Source organism: Ruegeria sp. ANG-S4, assembly GCF_000814005.1.
Classification (GTDB): domain Bacteria; phylum Pseudomonadota; class Alphaproteobacteria; order Rhodobacterales; family Rhodobacteraceae; genus Ruegeria.
Map to the genome: position 1 here is coordinate 683,269 of NZ_JWLK01000005.1, position 17,119 is coordinate 700,387.

At 58.7% G+C, this 17,119-nt stretch carries 17 protein-coding genes and 1 tRNA gene; 12 read left to right on the top strand and 6 right to left on the bottom strand.

Going from position 1 to position 17,119, the window contains the following annotated elements; all coding sequences use genetic code 11:
* The first annotated feature begins 30 nt into the window (after window positions 1–30).
* Window positions 31–465 (top strand): hypothetical protein, encoded by a 435-nt coding sequence (locus tag RA28_RS16285; RefSeq protein WP_039531748.1) that lies wholly within the window; start codon window positions 31–33, stop codon window positions 463–465.
* Window positions 466–473: 8 nt separating this feature from the next.
* Here the strand turns inward: RA28_RS16285 and RA28_RS16290 are convergent.
* From RA28_RS16290 to pdxH, 4 genes are all read right to left on the bottom strand, one after another.
* Window positions 474–550: transfer RNA gene (locus RA28_RS16290), tRNA-Pro, on the bottom strand.
* A gap of 43 nt (window positions 551–593) precedes the next feature.
* Complete coding sequence (locus tag RA28_RS16295) at window positions 594–1,061, bottom strand: DUF192 domain-containing protein (protein ID WP_039530866.1); 468 nt, start codon at window positions 1,059–1,061, stop codon at window positions 594–596.
* A 9-nt stretch (window positions 1,062–1,070) separates the two neighbouring features.
* Complete coding sequence (locus RA28_RS16300) at window positions 1,071–1,598, bottom strand: cold-shock protein (protein WP_039530869.1); 528 nt, start codon at window positions 1,596–1,598, stop codon at window positions 1,071–1,073.
* A gap of 121 nt (window positions 1,599–1,719) precedes the next feature.
* A complete protein-coding gene (gene pdxH / locus RA28_RS16305) occupies window positions 1,720–2,325 on the bottom strand; it encodes a pyridoxamine 5'-phosphate oxidase (RefSeq protein ID WP_039531750.1) in 606 nt (201 codons plus the stop codon).
* A 135-nt stretch (window positions 2,326–2,460) separates the two neighbouring features.
* Between pdxH and fabI the strand changes: the two genes are divergently transcribed.
* From fabI to trpE, 5 genes are all read left to right on the top strand, one after another.
* Entirely contained in the window at window positions 2,461–3,267 is an 807-nt protein-coding gene (fabI, locus tag RA28_RS16310) for an enoyl-ACP reductase FabI (protein WP_039531752.1), read from the top strand.
* A gap of 6 nt (window positions 3,268–3,273) precedes the next feature.
* Complete coding sequence (gpt, locus tag RA28_RS16315) at window positions 3,274–3,783, top strand: xanthine phosphoribosyltransferase (protein WP_039530871.1); 510 nt, start codon at window positions 3,274–3,276, stop codon at window positions 3,781–3,783.
* A 51-nt stretch (window positions 3,784–3,834) separates the two neighbouring features.
* Window positions 3,835–5,010, top strand: coding sequence for an aminotransferase (locus RA28_RS16320; RefSeq protein ID WP_082029840.1), 1,176 nt, complete (start codon window positions 3,835–3,837; stop codon window positions 5,008–5,010).
* Between the two features lie 81 nt (window positions 5,011–5,091).
* On the top strand, window positions 5,092–6,933 hold the full coding sequence (locus tag RA28_RS16325; protein ID WP_039530877.1) for a peptidyl-prolyl cis-trans isomerase: 1,842 nt from the start codon (window positions 5,092–5,094) through the stop codon (window positions 6,931–6,933).
* A 12-nt stretch (window positions 6,934–6,945) separates the two neighbouring features.
* The gene (trpE, locus tag RA28_RS16330) at window positions 6,946–8,457 is read left to right on the top strand and encodes an anthranilate synthase component I (protein WP_039530879.1); all 1,512 of its coding nucleotides are present in this window, start codon (window positions 6,946–6,948) and stop codon (window positions 8,455–8,457) included.
* A 30-nt stretch (window positions 8,458–8,487) separates the two neighbouring features.
* Here trpE and RA28_RS16335 read toward each other — a convergent pair whose 3' ends face one another.
* Window positions 8,488–10,083 carry a divergent polysaccharide deacetylase family protein gene (locus RA28_RS16335; RefSeq protein WP_052261502.1) on the bottom strand — a complete coding sequence of 532 codons (1,596 nt, stop codon included), beginning with the start codon at window positions 10,081–10,083 and terminating at the stop codon, window positions 8,488–8,490.
* Between the two features lie 132 nt (window positions 10,084–10,215).
* On the opposite strand from RA28_RS16335, the gene RA28_RS16340 reads away from it, so the two are divergent.
* From RA28_RS16340 to lexA, 6 genes are all read left to right on the top strand, one after another.
* A complete protein-coding gene (locus tag RA28_RS16340; protein WP_039530886.1) occupies window positions 10,216–10,797 on the top strand; it encodes an anthranilate synthase component II in 582 nt (193 codons plus the stop codon).
* Window positions 10,794–11,813 (top strand): anthranilate phosphoribosyltransferase, encoded by a 1,020-nt coding sequence (gene trpD / locus RA28_RS16345; RefSeq protein ID WP_039530889.1) that lies wholly within the window; start codon window positions 10,794–10,796, stop codon window positions 11,811–11,813. Before RA28_RS16340 ends, trpD begins: the two co-directional genes overlap by 4 nt.
* Complete coding sequence (trpC, locus tag RA28_RS16350) at window positions 11,810–12,622, top strand: indole-3-glycerol phosphate synthase TrpC (protein ID WP_039530892.1); 813 nt, start codon at window positions 11,810–11,812, stop codon at window positions 12,620–12,622. Before trpD ends, trpC begins: the two co-directional genes overlap by 4 nt.
* Window positions 12,622–13,095, top strand: a complete 474-nt coding sequence (gene moaC, locus RA28_RS16355; protein WP_039530894.1) for a cyclic pyranopterin monophosphate synthase MoaC — start codon at window positions 12,622–12,624, stop codon at window positions 13,093–13,095. The genes trpC and moaC overlap by 1 nt, the downstream gene beginning before the upstream one ends.
* Window positions 13,092–14,264, top strand: coding sequence for a molybdopterin molybdotransferase MoeA (locus tag RA28_RS16360; RefSeq protein ID WP_039530897.1), 1,173 nt, complete (start codon window positions 13,092–13,094; stop codon window positions 14,262–14,264). Before moaC ends, RA28_RS16360 begins: the two co-directional genes overlap by 4 nt.
* Before the next feature lie 78 nt (window positions 14,265–14,342).
* Entirely contained in the window at window positions 14,343–15,041 is a 699-nt protein-coding gene (gene lexA, locus RA28_RS16365) for a transcriptional repressor LexA (RefSeq protein ID WP_039530901.1), read from the top strand.
* On the opposite strand, the gene RA28_RS16370 is transcribed toward lexA, so the two are convergent.
* Complete coding sequence (locus tag RA28_RS16370; RefSeq protein WP_039530905.1) at window positions 15,035–17,065, bottom strand: ComEC/Rec2 family competence protein; 2,031 nt, start codon at window positions 17,063–17,065, stop codon at window positions 15,035–15,037. The genes lexA and RA28_RS16370 overlap by 7 nt on opposite strands.
* Between the last annotated feature and the right edge of the window lie 54 nt (window positions 17,066–17,119).

Genomic DNA, 17,119 nt, shown 5'->3' on the forward strand with positions numbered 1-17,119 from the left:
ATGTTTTTTGATCAAAGAACCGGTATCAGTATGCGCCTGTTATGTTTTATTCCCGTCTTGGCTCTGATCGTGTCCTGTACATCACAGGATGACCTTCCCGGTTCGCGCAGCGCTCAGTTCACGGATTTCCCCAAACAGATGTTCAACTCGTTCCAAACGGATTGCAAAGGGCCCGGTGAGGACCTTGTAAACATCGGACGGGATAGTTTTGAATGCCGTGAACATCTTTCGCCCGAAGCAACGGCGTTCCTGATTCTATCCTATGACGGATATCCTCAGAGCCTTCCGAAGATAGTGACACGGCTGAAATCGACGAGGAATCAACGCGGTTATCGTGTGGATGCGGACCTGTATTTTCTGGTCCCTCAGCAAGGCGGCGGCACTTTAAAGATCCCGGTTCAAAGTGACACGCTGGATCAGGACTTTAGCCGCCTCTATGCGAGATTTGGCGGAACGCCGATATAGGTTGAAAGTGGTCGGGGCGGCAGGATTCGAACCTACGACCCCCTGTACCCAAAACAGGTGCGCTACCAGACTGCGCCACGCCCCGGACCGTGCGCCTTCCTAACGATGCCGATCTGATTTGAAAAGCCCTAACAGGGCCAAATTGCAGGCCCTTGCGAAAAAACTTCGTGCCGTAAATGCGTTCCAGGCCGGATACCATAGCGCGCGGCGAGACCGGCATTGATTTCCAGTACGGTATAGACCGAATCGCCGCCATCGATCGGCGTCAGATCACCGGGAATCGCGCCTTCGTGGACATGGGTTACCGTGCCTGTCCGATCAGTGAAAATCATGTCCAAGGGGATTAGCGTATTTTTCATCCAGAACGCGACACGTTGCGGTGGATCAAAAACAAAAAGCATCCCGGCCCGCGTTGGCAGCTGCTCGCGAAACATCAAACCGCGTGATCGTTCCTGCGGGGTTCTGGCCACTTCGATGTCAAACCGAATCTGGGCGGAGTCATTTCGCAACTCGACCCGGTCTGCGCGACACTCTGCCCCCGCGGCAGTACCCAGCAACACCAGAATGACTGCAACCGCCGGGAAAACTCTCGCCATTGCGTGGGATCAGCCGTTCAGGGCTGCCTCCCAAGCCAAGACCTGAGCCGCCATCCGGCCCCTCTTGCCATCGATGACCCGCATCGCCAAGGCTTCGCCCGGTTGAAGATCGGCCAATCCGGACCGGCGCAGGACTTCGATGTGTAAAAAAACATCCTCGCTGCTGCCAAACACGTTGGCAAACCCGAATCCCTTGCCCTTGTCGAACCATTTTACCCGCGCGGCCTCGAGCGGTGCCTGCGCGATCACGCCGGGATCAAGCTCGGCGAAATCGGCCAGCATCATCGTATCTGCACGTTCGGGCGGATCGACACTGACAACCTCGACCGCCTGAACGCCCCGGTCCGTGCGGTGAGTCATGATCTCGATTCCCGCGCCATCAGCGACCGAACTTTGGCCGAAATTACGCAGAACATTGACGTGCAGAAGAATATCCGGGCCGCCTTCGTCGGACACAACAAATCCGTACCCCTTTGCGGGGTCGAACCATTTTACGTGTCCACGGACGCGATACATGCTGTTCAGATCTTCTGGCACTGTTTTCCCATCACGATAGAGCGCAAGTCGTCAGGGGTCTGTTGTTGATTGAAACGGCCCGCAAATTCAAGCCGAAAAAGTTCTTTGTTTCTGGGCTGTTGCATTTCACGATACGTGAGAGTCATGGATTTAACCTCTGCACTTGCCATTCAGACTCCGGTGAACTCCTGGTCCAGCGGAATCTGTCGTGTAGCCGGAACGCACCATCGGCCCAAAATTCAATCTCGACCGGCGTCAGTCGATAGCCGCCCCAAAATTCAGGGCGAGGTGGATTTGGCCCGAGCTTCGCCGTTACTTTGGCAACCTCGGCCATCAACGAGGCCCGGCTGTCCAACGGCTGCGACTGGTGAGAGGCCCAAGCCCCCAACCTGCTTTTGAGCGAACGAGACGCAAAGTAAGCATCCGCCTGCGGCCCATCCTCGCGTGTGATTGTACCACGAACGCGCACCTGACGCCGCAATGATTTCCAATGCATTACAAATGCAGCATTTCCGGCGCTATCCAGTTCTGTGGCCTTCGCACTGTGATAGTTGGTGTAAAAGACAAACGCTGTGGGCTCGATATCTTTCAGCAGAACCATGCGGACGTTGGGCATGCCATCGGAATCGACGGTTGCCAACGCAATCGCATTCGGATCATTAGGTTCCGCTTTTTCAGCTTCTTCCAGCCACCGACCCGCGATTTCAAACGGATCGGCACCAGCAAAAATGCCACTACGCTCGCTCATTTCCATCCCCTGGAAACTGTTGCCTGTGACACTAAGGCGAGAACCCGCTGCGGGCAAGAGCGCATGGCCTTGATGCAAGGCAATCAATGGCATAAACCAACCGAACACATCGCGAAGACAGGCGGAGAACCAAACATGTCAAATCAGTTGATGGCCGGAAAACGCGGCCTCATCATGGGACTGGCCAATGACAAATCAATCGCATGGGGAATCGCCCGGGCCTTGTCCGATGCCGGGGCAGAGCTTGCGTTCTCTTATCAGGGTGACGCTTTAAAGAAACGTGTTGACCCTCTTGCCGAACAATTGGGAAGCGAAATCGTTCTGCCATGTGACGTCGGCGACGAGGCCTCGATTGACGCCCTGTTCACGGCGCTGGAGCAAAAATGGGGCACGTTGGATTTCGTCGTCCATGCCATCGGTTTTTCCGACAAGAACGAATTGCGCGGTCGCTACGTCGATACCAGCCGGGCGAACTTCAACCTCACGATGGATGTGTCGGTTTATTCCTTCACTGCCGTGATGCAGCGTGCCGAGAAGATGATGGGCGAAGGCGGCAGCGCGATTACCCTGACCTACTACGGTGCCGAGCAGGTCATGCCCCATTATAATGTCATGGGTGTTGCCAAGGCCGCTTTGGAAGCGTCCGTCAAATATCTGGCCGAGGATCTTGGCAAAGACGGCATTCGCGTAAACTCGATCTCGGCCGGGCCGATCAAAACGCTTGCCGCCAGTGGTATCGGCGACTTCCGCTACATCATGAAGTGGAATGAATACAATTCACCGCTGCGCCGCAACGTGACCACGGACGATGTGGGCAAGTCGGCGTTGTATCTGCTCTCTGATCTCAGCAGCGGTGTCACGGGCGAGAACCTGCATGTGGACTCGGGCTATCACATCGTTGGTATGAAAGCCGTCGACGCGCCGGATGTGGAAAAAGGATAAAGAACCATGAGCGCCAAGGACCGCCTGCCCCACGAAAAAGGATTTCACATCAGCTGGGATCAAATTCATCGCGACTCGCGCGCGCTGGCTTGGCGGCTGGATGGGCAAGGTCCGGACGAAGGGTCCTGGCGCGCCGTCGTTGCCATCACACGCGGTGGAATGGCACCCGCCATGATTGTCAGTCGTGAACTGGACATCCGAACCGTCGATACCATCAGCGTGCGGTCATATCACCATCAGGCACAGGGCGAGGCGGAAATTCTCAAGGCACCGGATGCCGGTCTGATGGGCGATGGCACCGGCATTCTGATCATCGATGATCTGGTTGACAGCGGCAAGACGCTCGAATTGGTTCGCGATATGTATCCGCAGGCGCATTTCGCCACTGTATATGCAAAGCCCAAGGGCCGACCGATGGTGGATACGTTCATCACCGAAGTCAGCCAGGACACGTGGATCTTCTTTCCGTGGGATATGGCCTTGCAGTATGTCGAGCCTTATCGGGGCACCGACTGATACGATCCCGACCTTCAAACCCTGCAAATTATCCGGAGTGACGGACTTAGCATGACCCAAACCCGTACGTCTGCCACCTTTGCTCCTCCGGTGATGGAGGCGCGTCGCTGGCTCGAAGGTATCTCCTTTTCCGCCGACCGTCCGCTGATCAATGTAAGTCAGGCCGCGCCTGTCGATCCGCCGCCGCTGGCGCTGCGTCAGGCCATGGCCGATTTCGCGGTGCAAGAGGACAGCGCACACCTTTATGGCCCGGTTCTGGGGAACAGCGATTTGCGCGAAGAACTGGCAAAGCAAATCGGGTTTCACTATGCATCAGACGTCGCGGCGGACCAGGTCGCGATTACATCGGGCTGCAACCAAGCTTTTTCCGCCGTCGTCTCCGCAATCACGGACCAAGGGGATGAAATCATTCTGCCAACGCCATGGTATTTCAACCACAAAATGTGGTTGGACATGGCTGGCGTGACTTCCGTGGACCTTCCAACAGGGGACGATTTGCTGCCTGACCCGGATGCGGCGCGCGCGCTTATCACGGACAGAACGCGTGCAATTTCGCTGGTGACACCAAACAATCCCGGTGGCGTGGAATACCCTTCTGACCTTGTCCGGGCCTTTTTTGAACTCGCGCGCGAATTCGGTATTCGCCTGTTGGTCGATGAAACCTACCGCGATTTCGACAGCCGCAGCGGGCCGCCCCATGATCTTTTCCAGCAACCCGGCTGGGAAGACACGCTTGTCCACCTCTATTCGTTCTCAAAAGCATATCGGCTGACTGGACATCGCGTCGGCGCCGTCGCCAGCAGCGCGACCTTACTGGCAGAAATGGAGAAATTTCTGGATACGGTTGCGATTTGTCCCAGTCAGATTGGCCAGTTTGCTGCCCTTTGGGGCATGCAGAATCTTTCGCAATGGGTCGCGGGTGAACGTGACGAAATACTGGACCGGCGCGCAGCGATTGCAGAAGGAATGCCCCAGCTTGAAGCAAAGGGCTGGCGCTTGTTGGGTCTGGGCGCGTACTTCGCGTATCTTGAACACCCTTTCGTCCAAAGCTCGGATGAACTGGCGCGCCGATTGGTCCCCGAGGCAGGTATTCTGTTATTGCCCGGAACCATGTTCATGCCGGATCACGATATGGCCGGAAAGCGGCAGGTTCGAATTGCCTTCGCCAATCTTGATCGCGCGGGCATCGCGCAGCTGTTCGACCGTCTGCAGGCGCTGTCCTTCTGATCTTGCCCCCCGGCTGCCCGCGTCGTATTCAAGGCCGCACGAACAAGGCAGCAGTCGTTACAACGCAACACAGAGGGCATCATGGCCGCAGGCATGAAAAAACTTTCGAATACCTTTGTCTGGATACTCATGGGTCTTCTGATGCTGGGTTTGGCGGGCTTTGGCGCGACCAGCTTGACCGGAACGGTGAGAACCGTGGCGCAGGTTGGCGACGAGAATGTTTCGGTCGACAAATATGTCCGCGAGCTGCAGCGGGAAATCCGCGCGGTTGAAGCGCAGACCGGGCAACCCCTGCAGATTTCGCAGGCCCATGAGATGGGATTGCATCAGCAGGCGCTGTCTCGACTGGTCGCACTGGCCGCGCTGGACAACGAAGTCGGCCAGCTTGGCATCTCGATCGGGGATGAGAACCTTCAACGAGAGATCGTTCAGATTCCGGCATTTCAGGGCGTTGATGGCACGTTTGACCGCGAAGCCTATCAGTTTCAATTGGACCAGATCGGCATCAACGATACGGATTTCGAAACCGATCTTCGCAAGGAATCCGCACGCACGATCGTTCAGGGCGCGCTCATGAGTGGCGTTGAAATGCCGCGCAGTCTGACCGAGGCGCTGGCCAACTATGTCTTGGCACGCCGCAGCTTCACTGTCGCGACACTGTCCTCTGATGCGTTGGAAACGCCCGTCGCTGCGCCGAGCGATGCGCAGGTGCAGGCATTTTATGATGAGAACACCGACCGCTTTACCCTGCCCCGCACCAAAAAGCTGACATATGCAATCCTGTCGCCAGACATGTTGCTGGACGCGATGGAGGTCGACGACGACTCTCTGCGTCGTCTCTATGATGACCGCTCCGCGCAATACCAACAGCCCGAGCGTCGTCTTGTCGAACGTTTGGTCTTTTCGGACGAAGCCGCGGCAACCGAGGCGTTGGCCCAACTGGAAGTTGGCGGAACCACGTTTGAACAACTGGTCCGCGACCGCGACCTCGAACTCAGCGATGTCGATCTTGGCGACGTGACCCGTGACGATTTAGGCGAAGCCGCCGAGGGTGTTTTCTCGGCCGAGATTGACGACGTCGTCGGCCCTTTGCCGTCGCAATTCGGCCCCGCACTGTTTCGCGTCAATGGTTCGCTCGCGGAGAATATCGTAACGTTTGAGGATGCAGAACCGGAACTGCGTGAAGAACTTGCCGCCGACCGTGCGCGCCGCCAGATCGAGGCGCAGGCCGAGGACATCAACGACCTGCTGGCCGGGGGTGCAACGCTGGAGGAACTGGTTGGGGAAACAGAAATGGAACTTGGCCAGATCGATTGGACCCAGCAAAGCGATCAGGGCGTGGCCGCCTATGACGGGTTCCGTTCGGTGGCCGAAGCTGTGCAGGAAGGCGACTTCCCGGAAGTGGCGTTTCTTGAAGACGGATCCATCTTTGCGCTGCGCCTGAACGAAGTCCTGCCACCCCGGCCTGAACCGCTGGACAGCGCCCGCGAACGTGTCGCGCAAGCGTGGACACAGGCTGAGGTCGCAAAGGCCCTTGAAGCGCAGGCCGGTTCGGTCCTGACCCAACTGGCAACGGATGGCGATTTTGCAGCTACCGGTCTGCCATTCCGGGTTGAAAACGCACTGACCCGCACCGCGTTTCTGGAAGACGCCCCGGCGGACTTTATGACCCAGGTATTCGAGATGGAGCCGGGTGACATCCGCGTCATTCCCGGCGACGGGGCAGCCCTGATCGTGCGACTGGACGAAGTCTTGCCACCGGCGGAAACGGATGAGCAACGCCAAATGCAGGACGCACTGGCCGCTCAACTAAATCAGGCGCTGGCGCAAAACATCTTTGATGTGTATGTGCGCGATACGCAGACCCGCGCGCGTCCGGTTGTGGATCAACAAGCTCTGAACGCCGTACAGGCAAGCTATTAACCGAGAGCGGACATGGCCCTGACACCCGATTTCGACAGTTTCGCGCGCGCCTATGAGGCGGGCGAGCATCAGGTCGTGTACACCCGGCTTGCCGCCGATCTGGATACTCCGGTTTCTTTGATGCTGAAGCTCAGCGGCGCCCAAAAGGACGCCTTCATGCTGGAATCCGTGACGGGCGGTGAGGTGCGCGGGCGATATTCGATCATCGGAATGAAGCCGGACCTGATCTGGCGGTGTAATGGCAAAAACTCTGCCATCAACCGATCGGCCCGGTTCGATGCGGATGCGTTTGCACCACAGGATGGCAATCCAATGGACAACCTGCGGGCTCTGCTGGCCGAGTCCCGGATTGAACTGCCCGACGATATGCCTCAGGCCGCTGCCGGTCTGTTTGGATACTTGGGTTACGACATGGTGCGGTTGGTCGAATACCTACCGGATGTAAATCCCGACCCGCTGGAATTGCCGGATGCCATCATGTTGCGGCCATCCGTCATCGCGGTGCTGGATGGGGTCAAAGGCGAGGTCGCGGTGGTATCCCCGGCGTGGGTGACCGAAGGCCAGTCCGCCAAGGCTGCTTATGCGCAGGCCGCAGAACGCGTTATGGACGCCGTGCGCGATCTTGAACGGGCCATGCCGGCAGAAACCCGAGACCTGGGTGAAGCGCATGACGTGGCACCGCCCGTATCGAATTTCACCAAGTCCGGCTATATGGAGGCGGTTGAAAAGGCCAAGGAATACATCCGCGCAGGTGACATCTTTCAAGTTGTGCCGGCCCAGCGTTGGACGCAGGACTTTCCGCAACCGCCCTTTGCCCTCTATCGCTCGTTGCGACGCACCAACCCGTCGCCATTCATGTTCTATTTCAATTTTGGCGGTTTCCAGGTCGTCGGTGCCAGCCCCGAGATTCTTGTCCGCGTTTTCGGAAACGAGGTCACGATTCGCCCGATCGCCGGAACCCGCCCGCGCGGCGCAACGCCGGAAGAGGACAAGGCCAACGAGGTCGACCTTCTGGCTGACAAAAAGGAATTGGCCGAGCATCTGATGCTGTTGGACCTGGGGCGAAACGACACGGGCCGTGTGTCAAAGATTGGAACCGTGCGGCCTACGGAAGAGTTCATCATCGAACGCTACAGCCATGTGATGCATATCGTGTCCAACGTCGTTGGCGAGCTGGCCGAGGACAAGGATGCGCTGGATGCTTTCTTTGCCGGAATGCCCGCTGGCACCGTTTCCGGTGCACCGAAAGTGCGTGCGATGGAAATCATCGACGAATTGGAGCCTGAAAAGCGCGGCATCTACGGCGGCGGTGTAGGGTATTTCAGCGCGGGCGGCGATATGGACATGTGTATCGCGCTGCGAACGGCGATCGTGAAGGACAGCAAGCTTTATATTCAGGCGGGCGGAGGTGTTGTCTATGACAGCGACCCCGAAGCGGAATACATGGAGACCGTCCACAAATCGAATGCCATTCGTCGTGCGGCTGGGGACGCGTCGCGGTTCACCGGAAACGGCAACGGATGAAACGGGTCGGTTGTAACGCCGCCCGCACGTTCAATATTCCAGCGCTGTTCCACCCTGTTCAACCGCGTTCATCATGACGGCGGAAATCGGAGCCATTGCAACACGGCTGCCGCGATCTTCAAGCCCCCATAGCAACAGGGCCGAGATCGTCTCGGGCCGCAGGCGACCCATCATCACGACCGCACCTTCCTGCCCGGCGCGGAACGCTGCCTGATCCAGAAAGCGGCGCATTACCTTGGCGTCCTGCCGCGCACCATCAAAGTCACGAAATACCACGCTTGATGGAACGCCATTTCGGGCGGCCAGCTTTTGAACCGTATTCAGGCCATTGTCCTGCGTAACCAGACCTCGCCCGGTGTCACCTGCAATGGCTGCGACCTGATCGGCCAGCTTTCGGTTGCCCTGAATACCTGTACCGACACCTTCGAGGATGCCGACGGTTTGATGCAGGGTATCCAGCCAGACCGAAAGCGAGACTTCGGCGTCCTGAGCGTTGGCCGCCTGATGCATGTCGACAAGCGCCATCACCTCGAATCCGGCCTCGCGATGACGTGACATTTTCTCGGCCGCTTCGGGATCGGTCGGGCTGATGGCAAAGCTGATCGGATACGGAAAGTCCTTCAGCGCTTCGGCGCCATAGGCCCCTTCGTCATCAATCAGAATGATTGACATCAAAGGTTTTGCATCCGGGTTGTCAAAATCCGCCGCAAAGTCCTCGATTGGTTTGCCCGGCGCGGCTGGCTGGGCTTCGGCTTGCTCTGTTGAGGCAGCATCACGCTCGGTCAAGGGAATGACGCGTTTGCCGACCAAGGTGCCTGAGGGCGTCGACGGATCATCCGGTGCCTCGGGCAAGGTCAGGATACGCGGCTGGTTTCGCGGCAACGTGTCCTCGTCCCCTTCGACCGCGATTGGGTTGTCTTGAATCGAGACACCTTCGTCAATTTCCTGTTCAACGTCCGGTGCCAGAGCCGCAATTTGTGCGCCCTGAGACTCGGATGGTTCAGATGGCACAATCTCCGGCTCTGCCGACGGCGCGGGCCCTTCGACGACCTGAGGTTCCACCGGTGCCGGTTCCTGCGCGATTTGAGGCTCCGCCGCTGGCGTTGGCGCGGGCGGTTGCAAGCTGTCTGCAGGAAGGTTTGGCGAGGTTTCCTGGGTCGGTACTGCGGCAACGGTTGCAGGCTTCGAAGGGGCAAACTCTGATTCCGATGCAGCATCCAGAGACGGCGCGGCAGGCGCGGTGGGCGCTTCGGTCACCTCGGGCAACGCGTTCGTGTTGGGTCGCGCGTCGGGCTGCACTTCAACATCTTCCAAACCGGCAAGCGTGTCAGAACTTATGTCGGGTTCGGCAGGGGTTTGTGCGGGTCGTTGAACAAGGTCACCATCCTTGCCCTGAACGTCCACGTCTTCATTTGGCGTTGGTGTCGGCGCGTCCGCAACTTTGGGAGCGCTTGCGACAACCTGTGGTTTGCTGGTCAACGGCGTGTTCAGCGACACCACCGCCCCGAGGGCCAGAACCGAAACCGCCCCGGCGATCATTCCACCGTAAAATCCGCCCATCGAAAACCTGCCTCTCGCGTTGTTTCCTGCCTCGCACACCCCTGCGCCATCTGGTGCGGCGCTCACTTGCTTTGTGCGTCCGGGTCGTATGTCCCCTTGACGCTGCCGCACAAGCCTGAGCATGTATGTCCCGACATTATACCGTGGCAATGGGTTGCATCGCCAGCCTGAAATGCCCAAGCGAAGATAAGTACTGAAATGCTGCTGCTGATCGACAACTATGACTCGTTTACCTACAACCTGGTCCACTACTTAGGTGAGTTGGGGGCCGAGATGGTCGTACGCCGAAACGACGCGCTGGATGTGCAAGAGGCGATGGCGATGAACCCGGCCGGCATCCTGCTGAGCCCCGGCCCCTGTGACCCCGATCAGGCCGGTATCTGCCTGGCGCTGACCGAGGCGGCGGCGGAAACACAAACGCCGCTGATGGGTGTTTGCCTTGGCCATCAGTCCATCGGCCAGGCCTTTGGCGGCAAAGTCGTGCGATGCCATGAAATCGTTCATGGAAAGATGGGCACCATGCAGCACAAGGGCACGGGCGTGTTTTCCGGCCTTCCGTCACCGTTCGAAGCAACGCGCTATCACTCTTTGATCGTGGAACGCGAAACCCTGCCCGACTGTCTTGAGATCACTGCAGAACTGGAAGATGGCACGATCATGGGCCTGCAACACAAGAATCTGCCGATCCACGGCGTCCAGTTCCATCCGGAATCCATCGCGTCCGAGCATGGCCACGCGCTGCTCAAGAACTTCCTGAACGAAATGAAAGTGCCTGCATGAGCGATGCCTTGAAACCGCTGATCGGAGCAGCGGCCGATCGTCCCCTGACCCGCGCCGAGGCCGAGCAAGCCTTTGAAATCTTGTTTGAAGGCGAAGCCACACCCAGCCAGATCGGCGGGCTGTTGATGGCGATGCGCACGCGTGGCGAAACCGTCGACGAATACGCCGCAGCCGCGGCTGTCATGCGGTCCAAGTGCCACGCCGTCCGCGCCCCTGCCAATGCGATGGACATCGTCGGGACGGGCGGAGACGGCAAAGGCACCCTGAACATTTCAACGGCGACCGCTTTTGTTGTGGCGGGGGCCGGAGTGACCGTAGCGAAACACGGCAACCGCAACCTCAGTTCGAAATCCGGCGCAGCCGATGCCTTGGGGCAACTGGGCATTAACGTCATGGTTGGCCCGGAAACCGTTGAAAAGGCTTTGAAAGAGACCGGTATCGGTTTCATGATGGCGCCAATGCACCATCCTGCGATTGCCCATGTTATGCCCTCACGACAAGAGCTTGGAACCCGAACCATTTTCAATATCCTTGGTCCGTTGACGAACCCCGCGGGCGTGAAACGTCAACTTACCGGCGCGTTCAGCCGCGAGTTGATCCGACCAATGGCCGAAACGCTCGGCCTGTTGGGCGCTGAACATGCCTGGCTGGTGCATGGATCGGACGGGACGGATGAATTGACAATCACTGGCGTCAGTTGGGTCGCATCTGTCGAGGACGGAACGGTTCGCGAAGTCGAACTGCATCCCGAAGACGCAGGACTGCCCGTGCATCCGTTCGAGGATATCATCGGCGGCACCCCCGAGGACAACGCCGTTGCCTTTCGCGCATTGCTGGATGGAGCGCCCTCCGCTTATCGCGATGCGGTTCTGTTGAATGCAGCGGCAGCTCTGGTGGTGGCAGATGCTGCCACAGATCTGCGCGAAGGCGTCTCAAAGGCGGCCGAAAGCATTGATAGCGGCAAAGCCAAAGACAAGATCGCCGCCTTGGCCCGAATAACACAGGAAGCCGCATGACCGAGACCGTACTGGACAAGATCAAAGCCTATAAGCTGGAAGAAGTCGCCGCGGACAAGGCCCGGAAGTCCCTGGAGACACTGGAATCCGAGGCCAACGCGGCACCAGAGCCCCGCGGATTTGCAGCGGCTCTTCATAAGGCAACACGCACCGGTTACGGGCTGATTGCCGAGGTTAAGAAAGCAAGCCCCTCCAAAGGCTTAATTCGCGACGATTTCGATCCGCCGGAATTGGCCAAAGCCTACGAATCCGGTGGGGCCGCGTGTCTGTCGGTGCTTACCGACACGCCCAGCTTTCAGGGCGCGAAAGAATATCTGACTGCCGCACGCGAAGCGACCTCCCTGCCCGCGTTGCGCAAGGATTTCATGTATGATCCCTATCAGGTTGTCGAAGCGCGTGCCCTTGGCGCGGACTGTATTCTGATCATCATGGCCTCGGTCAGTGACGCGCAGGCAGCCGAGCTGGAACAGACAGCGTTTGATTGGGGCATGGATGTTTTGATCGAAGTGCATGACGAGGTCGAGTTGCAGCGCGCAACCGAACTCAAGAGCCCCTTGATCGGGATAAACAACCGCAATCTCAAGACCTTCGAGACCACTCTGGACACGACGCGCCATTTGTCAAAACTGGTGCCTGCTGACCGGACAATTGTCTGCGAAAGCGGATTGAGCACGCCCGCCGATCTGGCCGACATCGCCCGTTACGGTGCGCGTTGTTTCCTTATCGGCGAGAGCCTGATGCGGCAGGACGATGTCGAAGCCGCAACGCGTGCGTTGCTCGCCAACCCGCTTGTCCCCGGAGTGATGTGATGCCGCTTACCCATTTCGATGCGCAAGGCCAGGCACATATGGTAGATGTCTCGGACAAGGCCGTCACGGATCGTGTTGCGGTCGCTGCTGGCCACATCAAAATGGCAAGTGAAACCTTTGAAATCATTTCAGAAGGCCGGGCCAAGAAAGGTGACGTCTTGGGCGTTGCACGCCTTGCGGGGATCATGGGGGCGAAAAAGACACCCGATTTGATTCCGCTGTGCCACCCCTTACCGGTGACGCGCGTGGCTGTCGATCTGACACTGGATCCCGATCTTCCGGGCGTTCAGATCCAGGCGACCGTCAAGACGACCGGCCAGACCGGCGTCGAGATGGAAGCATTGACCGCTGTTTCGACCGCTGCGTTGACGGTCTATGACATGATCAAGGCTGTAGATAAGTCCATGCAGATTGGCGATATTCGCGTCTTGTTGAAAGATGGCGGCAAATCAGGGCGTTACGAGGCGAAATGATCACGGTCGAAGACGCCCGCTCGCTGTTGTTTGACCTTGTCGATCGGTTGCCGTCAGAAACCGTTTCCATTGCAGATGCGGCAGGTCGTGTTTTGGCCGAGGACGTACGCGCAACGCGGGACCAACCGCCCTTTGCAGCCTCATCAATGGACGGGTACGCCGTCAAGTCGGCCGAGGTTGAACTGCATGCAATGTTCAAGGTCGTCGGTGAAGCGGCGGCAGGCAACCGTTTTACCGGAACTGTCGGGCCGGGTCAGGCCGTTCGGATTTTTACCGGGGCGCCGATGCCGGACGGTTCGGATTTCGTCGTCATTCAGGAAGACACCGACCTTCGGGGCGATCTGCTGACGATCACCGACGCGCCGGGACAAAAATCGAATGTCCGTGCCGCAGGTGTGGATTTCAAATCGGGCACAACAATCAATGCGCCGCGTCAACTGCGCGCCGAAGACGTCGCATTGATGGCGGCAATGAACATCGCCGAGGTGCCGGTCACCCACAAACCCGTGGTGGCCCTGATTTCGACCGGTGATGAATTGGTCATGCCCGGTGAAACCCCCGGACCTGATCAGATCATTGCGTCAAACACCTTTGGTCTCAAGGCGTTGCTCGAAAGCATCGGCGCTCATGTCCGTATTCTGCCAATTGCGCAGGACACCGTATCCTCGCTTGAGACCGCATTTGACTTGGCCAAGGGCGCAGATCTGGTTGTGACCATCGGCGGCGCTTCGGTCGGCGATTATGACCTTGTCGGGGATGTCTCGCTGTCCCTGGGGATGGAACGATCCTTCTACAAGGTTCGCATGCGACCAGGCAAACCCCTGATGGCCGGGCATATCAATGGGGCGGCAATGGTCGGGCTGCCGGGCAATCCGGTCAGCGCGATGGTATGCGGCTATTTGTTCGTCGCCCCAATGGTTCGCCGCATGCTGGGGATCGCGCAGGTTTTGGAACCGCTGCGCAAGGCAAGACTGCTGGAACCAATCGGCGAAAATGGACCGCGCGAGCATTACATGCGCGCCGTTTTGGACGACAAGGGTATTGCGGCCTGCGCGGATCAGGATAGCTCTCTGCTGAGCGTATTGGCACAAGCGAACTCTCTTATTGTGCGAGCGCCACATGATCCGGCGCGCCTTGCTGGCGATACCGTTTCTTACCTTCCGATCTAGGAAAACGTCGAATCCGTTGACACAAAACGTGAACATGCGTAGAACAAAAGAAAACGCATGAGCGACGAGGTGTGAGCGATGCTGACCAAGAAGCAGTTGGATTTGCTGGAATTCATCCATAAACGCGTGCAGGCGGACGGTGTTCCGCCCAGTTTCGACGAAATGAAGGCCGCACTGGATCTCAGGTCCAAATCCGGCATCCACAGATTGATTACTGCGCTGGAGGAAAGAGGCTTCATTCGCCGCCTTGCCCATCGGGCGCGTGCGATCGAAATTGTCAAACTTCCAGAAAGCCTGGGTGGAGAGCCGACAGCCGGTTTCAACCCCCGCGTCATCGAAGGCGACAGGCCGTCCGGGCCGCGACCCGCGAACTTTGAGCCTGTTACGGTTGACGCGATGGAGCTTCCGGTGATGGGACGCATCGCGGCGGGTGTGCCGATCGAGGCGATCAGCCATGTTTCGCACCGCGTCGCCGTGCCGGGTTCGATGGTTTCGGGCAAAGGCGAGCATTACGCCCTTGAAGTGCGCGGGGATTCCATGATCGACGCAGGGATCAATGATGGCGACGTCGTGGTGATCCGTGAAACTTCCGCCGCCGACAACGGTGACATCGTGGTAGCACTGGTCGAGGATCAGGAAGCAACGCTCAAGCGGTTCTTCCGCCGCGGCCATGCCATTGCACTAGAGGCGGCCAACCCTGCCTACGAAACACGCGTTCTGCCTGAAGACAAAGTCAAAGTGCAGGGGCGTTTGGTCGGCTTGATCCGAAGCTACTGACCCGGCTTGCGCGGGGACCAGAGGCGCTGACCAGAGACCCCCGCGCTTGTAACGACACGTCCCTGGCTGAACGAAAGGCTGCCTGTTTGCCGGAGTTTTTCAGGGTCGAACAACGCGCATGGCCCTGACAAGTCCAGCGCAACAGGCGAAATGATGATCTGGTTCGCAGCGCATTCTTTGAACCCTTGCGCAGCGCGTTTGCCGGTAACATGGATCATCTCGGTCCCGTTGATCAAATACCGCTTCAAAGGATCGCCGTTTTTTGGCCAACGCGCCGCGGCGGTTGGTTGATCTGTGCCGTCGCCATCGTTCTCCAACCAGACTGCGGCAATGAAGCCAGCTCCTTTGCTTTTGCTCAGCGCACGCCCCTGGTCGGTCATAACACCGATCAAGCCACCTGTGTCAGCGACCAGTACTTCGGGGCGATGCCCTTGGCCCCAGAAGGACAAGGCCACCGCAGCGGCACCCAACCCCACCCACCGGGCGCGACCCTGCCACAGGATGAGCCACAATACGCTGATTGCCAGTGCTGGAAGCAGAAAGCCCGGTGGACTGACAACATGGCTCTGTGCGCCATCAAGCCCCGATACACGGTTGGAAACCTCAAGTATCCAGCCCAGCCCGACCCCCATCACCTTGAGGGCCAACCAGTCGAGTCCGAAGGGGGCCAACAGAGCTGCAACCACAGCCGAAGGGACAACCAGAATTCCCATAACGGGAACCGACAACAGGTTTGCGAGCAGGCCATATGTCGACATCGTGTTGAAATGGGCGGCCCCAATCGGCGCTGTCGCCAGTCCGGCAACTGCCGAAGACAGCGCGACGCCGATCAACGGTTTGGTCCAGCTTGGACCCGGCAATGTCCCGTACTCCCGCAATGCGCCGAAAACCGCAACCAATGCCGTTGTTGCGGCGAAGGACATTTGAAACCCGGGACTAAGCAGGGATTCCGGACGCAGCGTCAAAACGACAAGAGCGGCCAGTGCGACCCCACGCAGCGAAATCGCCTGTCGGTCAACCAGAACCGCACCCAGCATGACCGAAACCATGATGAACGCCCGCTCGGTCGCCACATTTCCGCCGGACAACGCCAGATAGATAGTGGCAGCGCATAAAGCAAAGACGGCAGCCAATTTGCGAACAGGTAGACGCAAGGCCAAGCCGGGCGCGGCAGACAGACCGACCCGGGTTGCCACAAAAACAAAGCCGGTCAAAAGACCCATATGCAGGCCCGAAATCGCCAACAGGTGCGCCAGGTTGGATGCCCGTAGGTTCTTTAGTGTCTCCTGCCCCATTCCGCTGCGATCACCCGTTGTTACGGCAGCGGCAAAACCGCCGATTTCCCCGGGCAGGATGCGTCGTACATGGTTCGAGATTGCCATGCGGACCCGCGTGATATGAACGCCACGCGCGCCGTCCCTTGCCGCGGCAGACGTAAGGACGGGAACACGGGTATATCCGACGGCGCCAAGCTGCTGGAACCACGCATGGCGTCTGAAATCGAAGCCGCCCGGCTCGACCGGTCCTTGCGGCGGAGACAAATGCCCGGTCGTCATGATCCTTTGGCCCGGCATCAAAGCAGCCTCGCCGCCATGCAACGAAAGGCGGACGCGATGCGGCCTTTGTTCTTTGGGCACGGCTTCAAGGCGCACCTGATCCAACGTGACCCGCAGCGCGTCAGAGGCGGAACGATCCAATGCAACAACGCGCCCCTCTATCGGACCGTAATACCGCCACCCCAGAACGGGTTCAGAGATCGCGTGCGCGCGCGCACCGGCAAGCAGAAAACCCACCGCCACGAGTGTCAGCCCAACCGCAAGCGGGCTCCACGCTGGGGGCAGTGTCGCCGCAAGGGCCGCTGCCAGACCCAGCCCCAGTACGACGGCAGTATAGCCCATCATTGTGGGTTCGAATTTCAGGGCGAAGTACAATCCAATCCCGATCGCAAGGCAAACCGGCGCCCAAGCCAGCAAATGGCCGCGTTGGCGCAGTAAAGCAACCTGGACCCCTGCCAAAAACCGCATGGTTGCCCCCGTCCTTCGGGCTCGTTAGACAGGCCCAACTCTATGCCCGACACG

Bases quoted from the DNA above. Each gene is read 5' to 3' on its own strand.
- RA28_RS16285 (WP_039531748.1), top strand. From the start codon at position 31: ATGCGCCTGTTATGTTTTATTCCCGTCTTGGCTCTGATCGTGTCCTGT.
- RA28_RS16295 (WP_039530866.1), bottom strand. From the start codon at position 1,061: ATGGCGAGAGTTTTCCCGGCGGTTGCAGTCATTCTGGTGTTGCTGGGT.
- RA28_RS16370 (WP_039530905.1), bottom strand. From the start codon at position 17,065: ATGCGGTTTTTGGCAGGGGTCCAGGTTGCTTTACTGCGCCAACGCGGC.
- RA28_RS16325 (WP_039530877.1), top strand. From the start codon at position 5,092: ATGGCCGCAGGCATGAAAAAACTTTCGAATACCTTTGTCTGGATACTC.
- gpt (WP_039530871.1), top strand. From the start codon at position 3,274: ATGAGCGCCAAGGACCGCCTGCCCCACGAAAAAGGATTTCACATCAGC.
- lexA (WP_039530901.1), top strand. From the start codon at position 14,343: ATGCTGACCAAGAAGCAGTTGGATTTGCTGGAATTCATCCATAAACGC.
- trpE (WP_039530879.1), top strand. From the start codon at position 6,946: ATGGCCCTGACACCCGATTTCGACAGTTTCGCGCGCGCCTATGAGGCG.
- pdxH (WP_039531750.1), bottom strand. From the start codon at position 2,325: ATGAGCGAGCGTAGTGGCATTTTTGCTGGTGCCGATCCGTTTGAAATC.
- RA28_RS16320 (WP_082029840.1), top strand. From the start codon at position 3,835: ATGACCCAAACCCGTACGTCTGCCACCTTTGCTCCTCCGGTGATGGAG.
- RA28_RS16340 (WP_039530886.1), top strand. From the start codon at position 10,216: ATGCTGCTGCTGATCGACAACTATGACTCGTTTACCTACAACCTGGTC.
- RA28_RS16360 (WP_039530897.1), top strand. From the start codon at position 13,092: ATGATCACGGTCGAAGACGCCCGCTCGCTGTTGTTTGACCTTGTCGAT.
- trpC (WP_039530892.1), top strand. From the start codon at position 11,810: ATGACCGAGACCGTACTGGACAAGATCAAAGCCTATAAGCTGGAAGAA.
- moaC (WP_039530894.1), top strand. From the start codon at position 12,622: ATGCCGCTTACCCATTTCGATGCGCAAGGCCAGGCACATATGGTAGAT.
- fabI (WP_039531752.1), top strand. From the start codon at position 2,461: ATGTCAAATCAGTTGATGGCCGGAAAACGCGGCCTCATCATGGGACTG.
- trpD (WP_039530889.1), top strand. From the start codon at position 10,794: ATGAGCGATGCCTTGAAACCGCTGATCGGAGCAGCGGCCGATCGTCCC.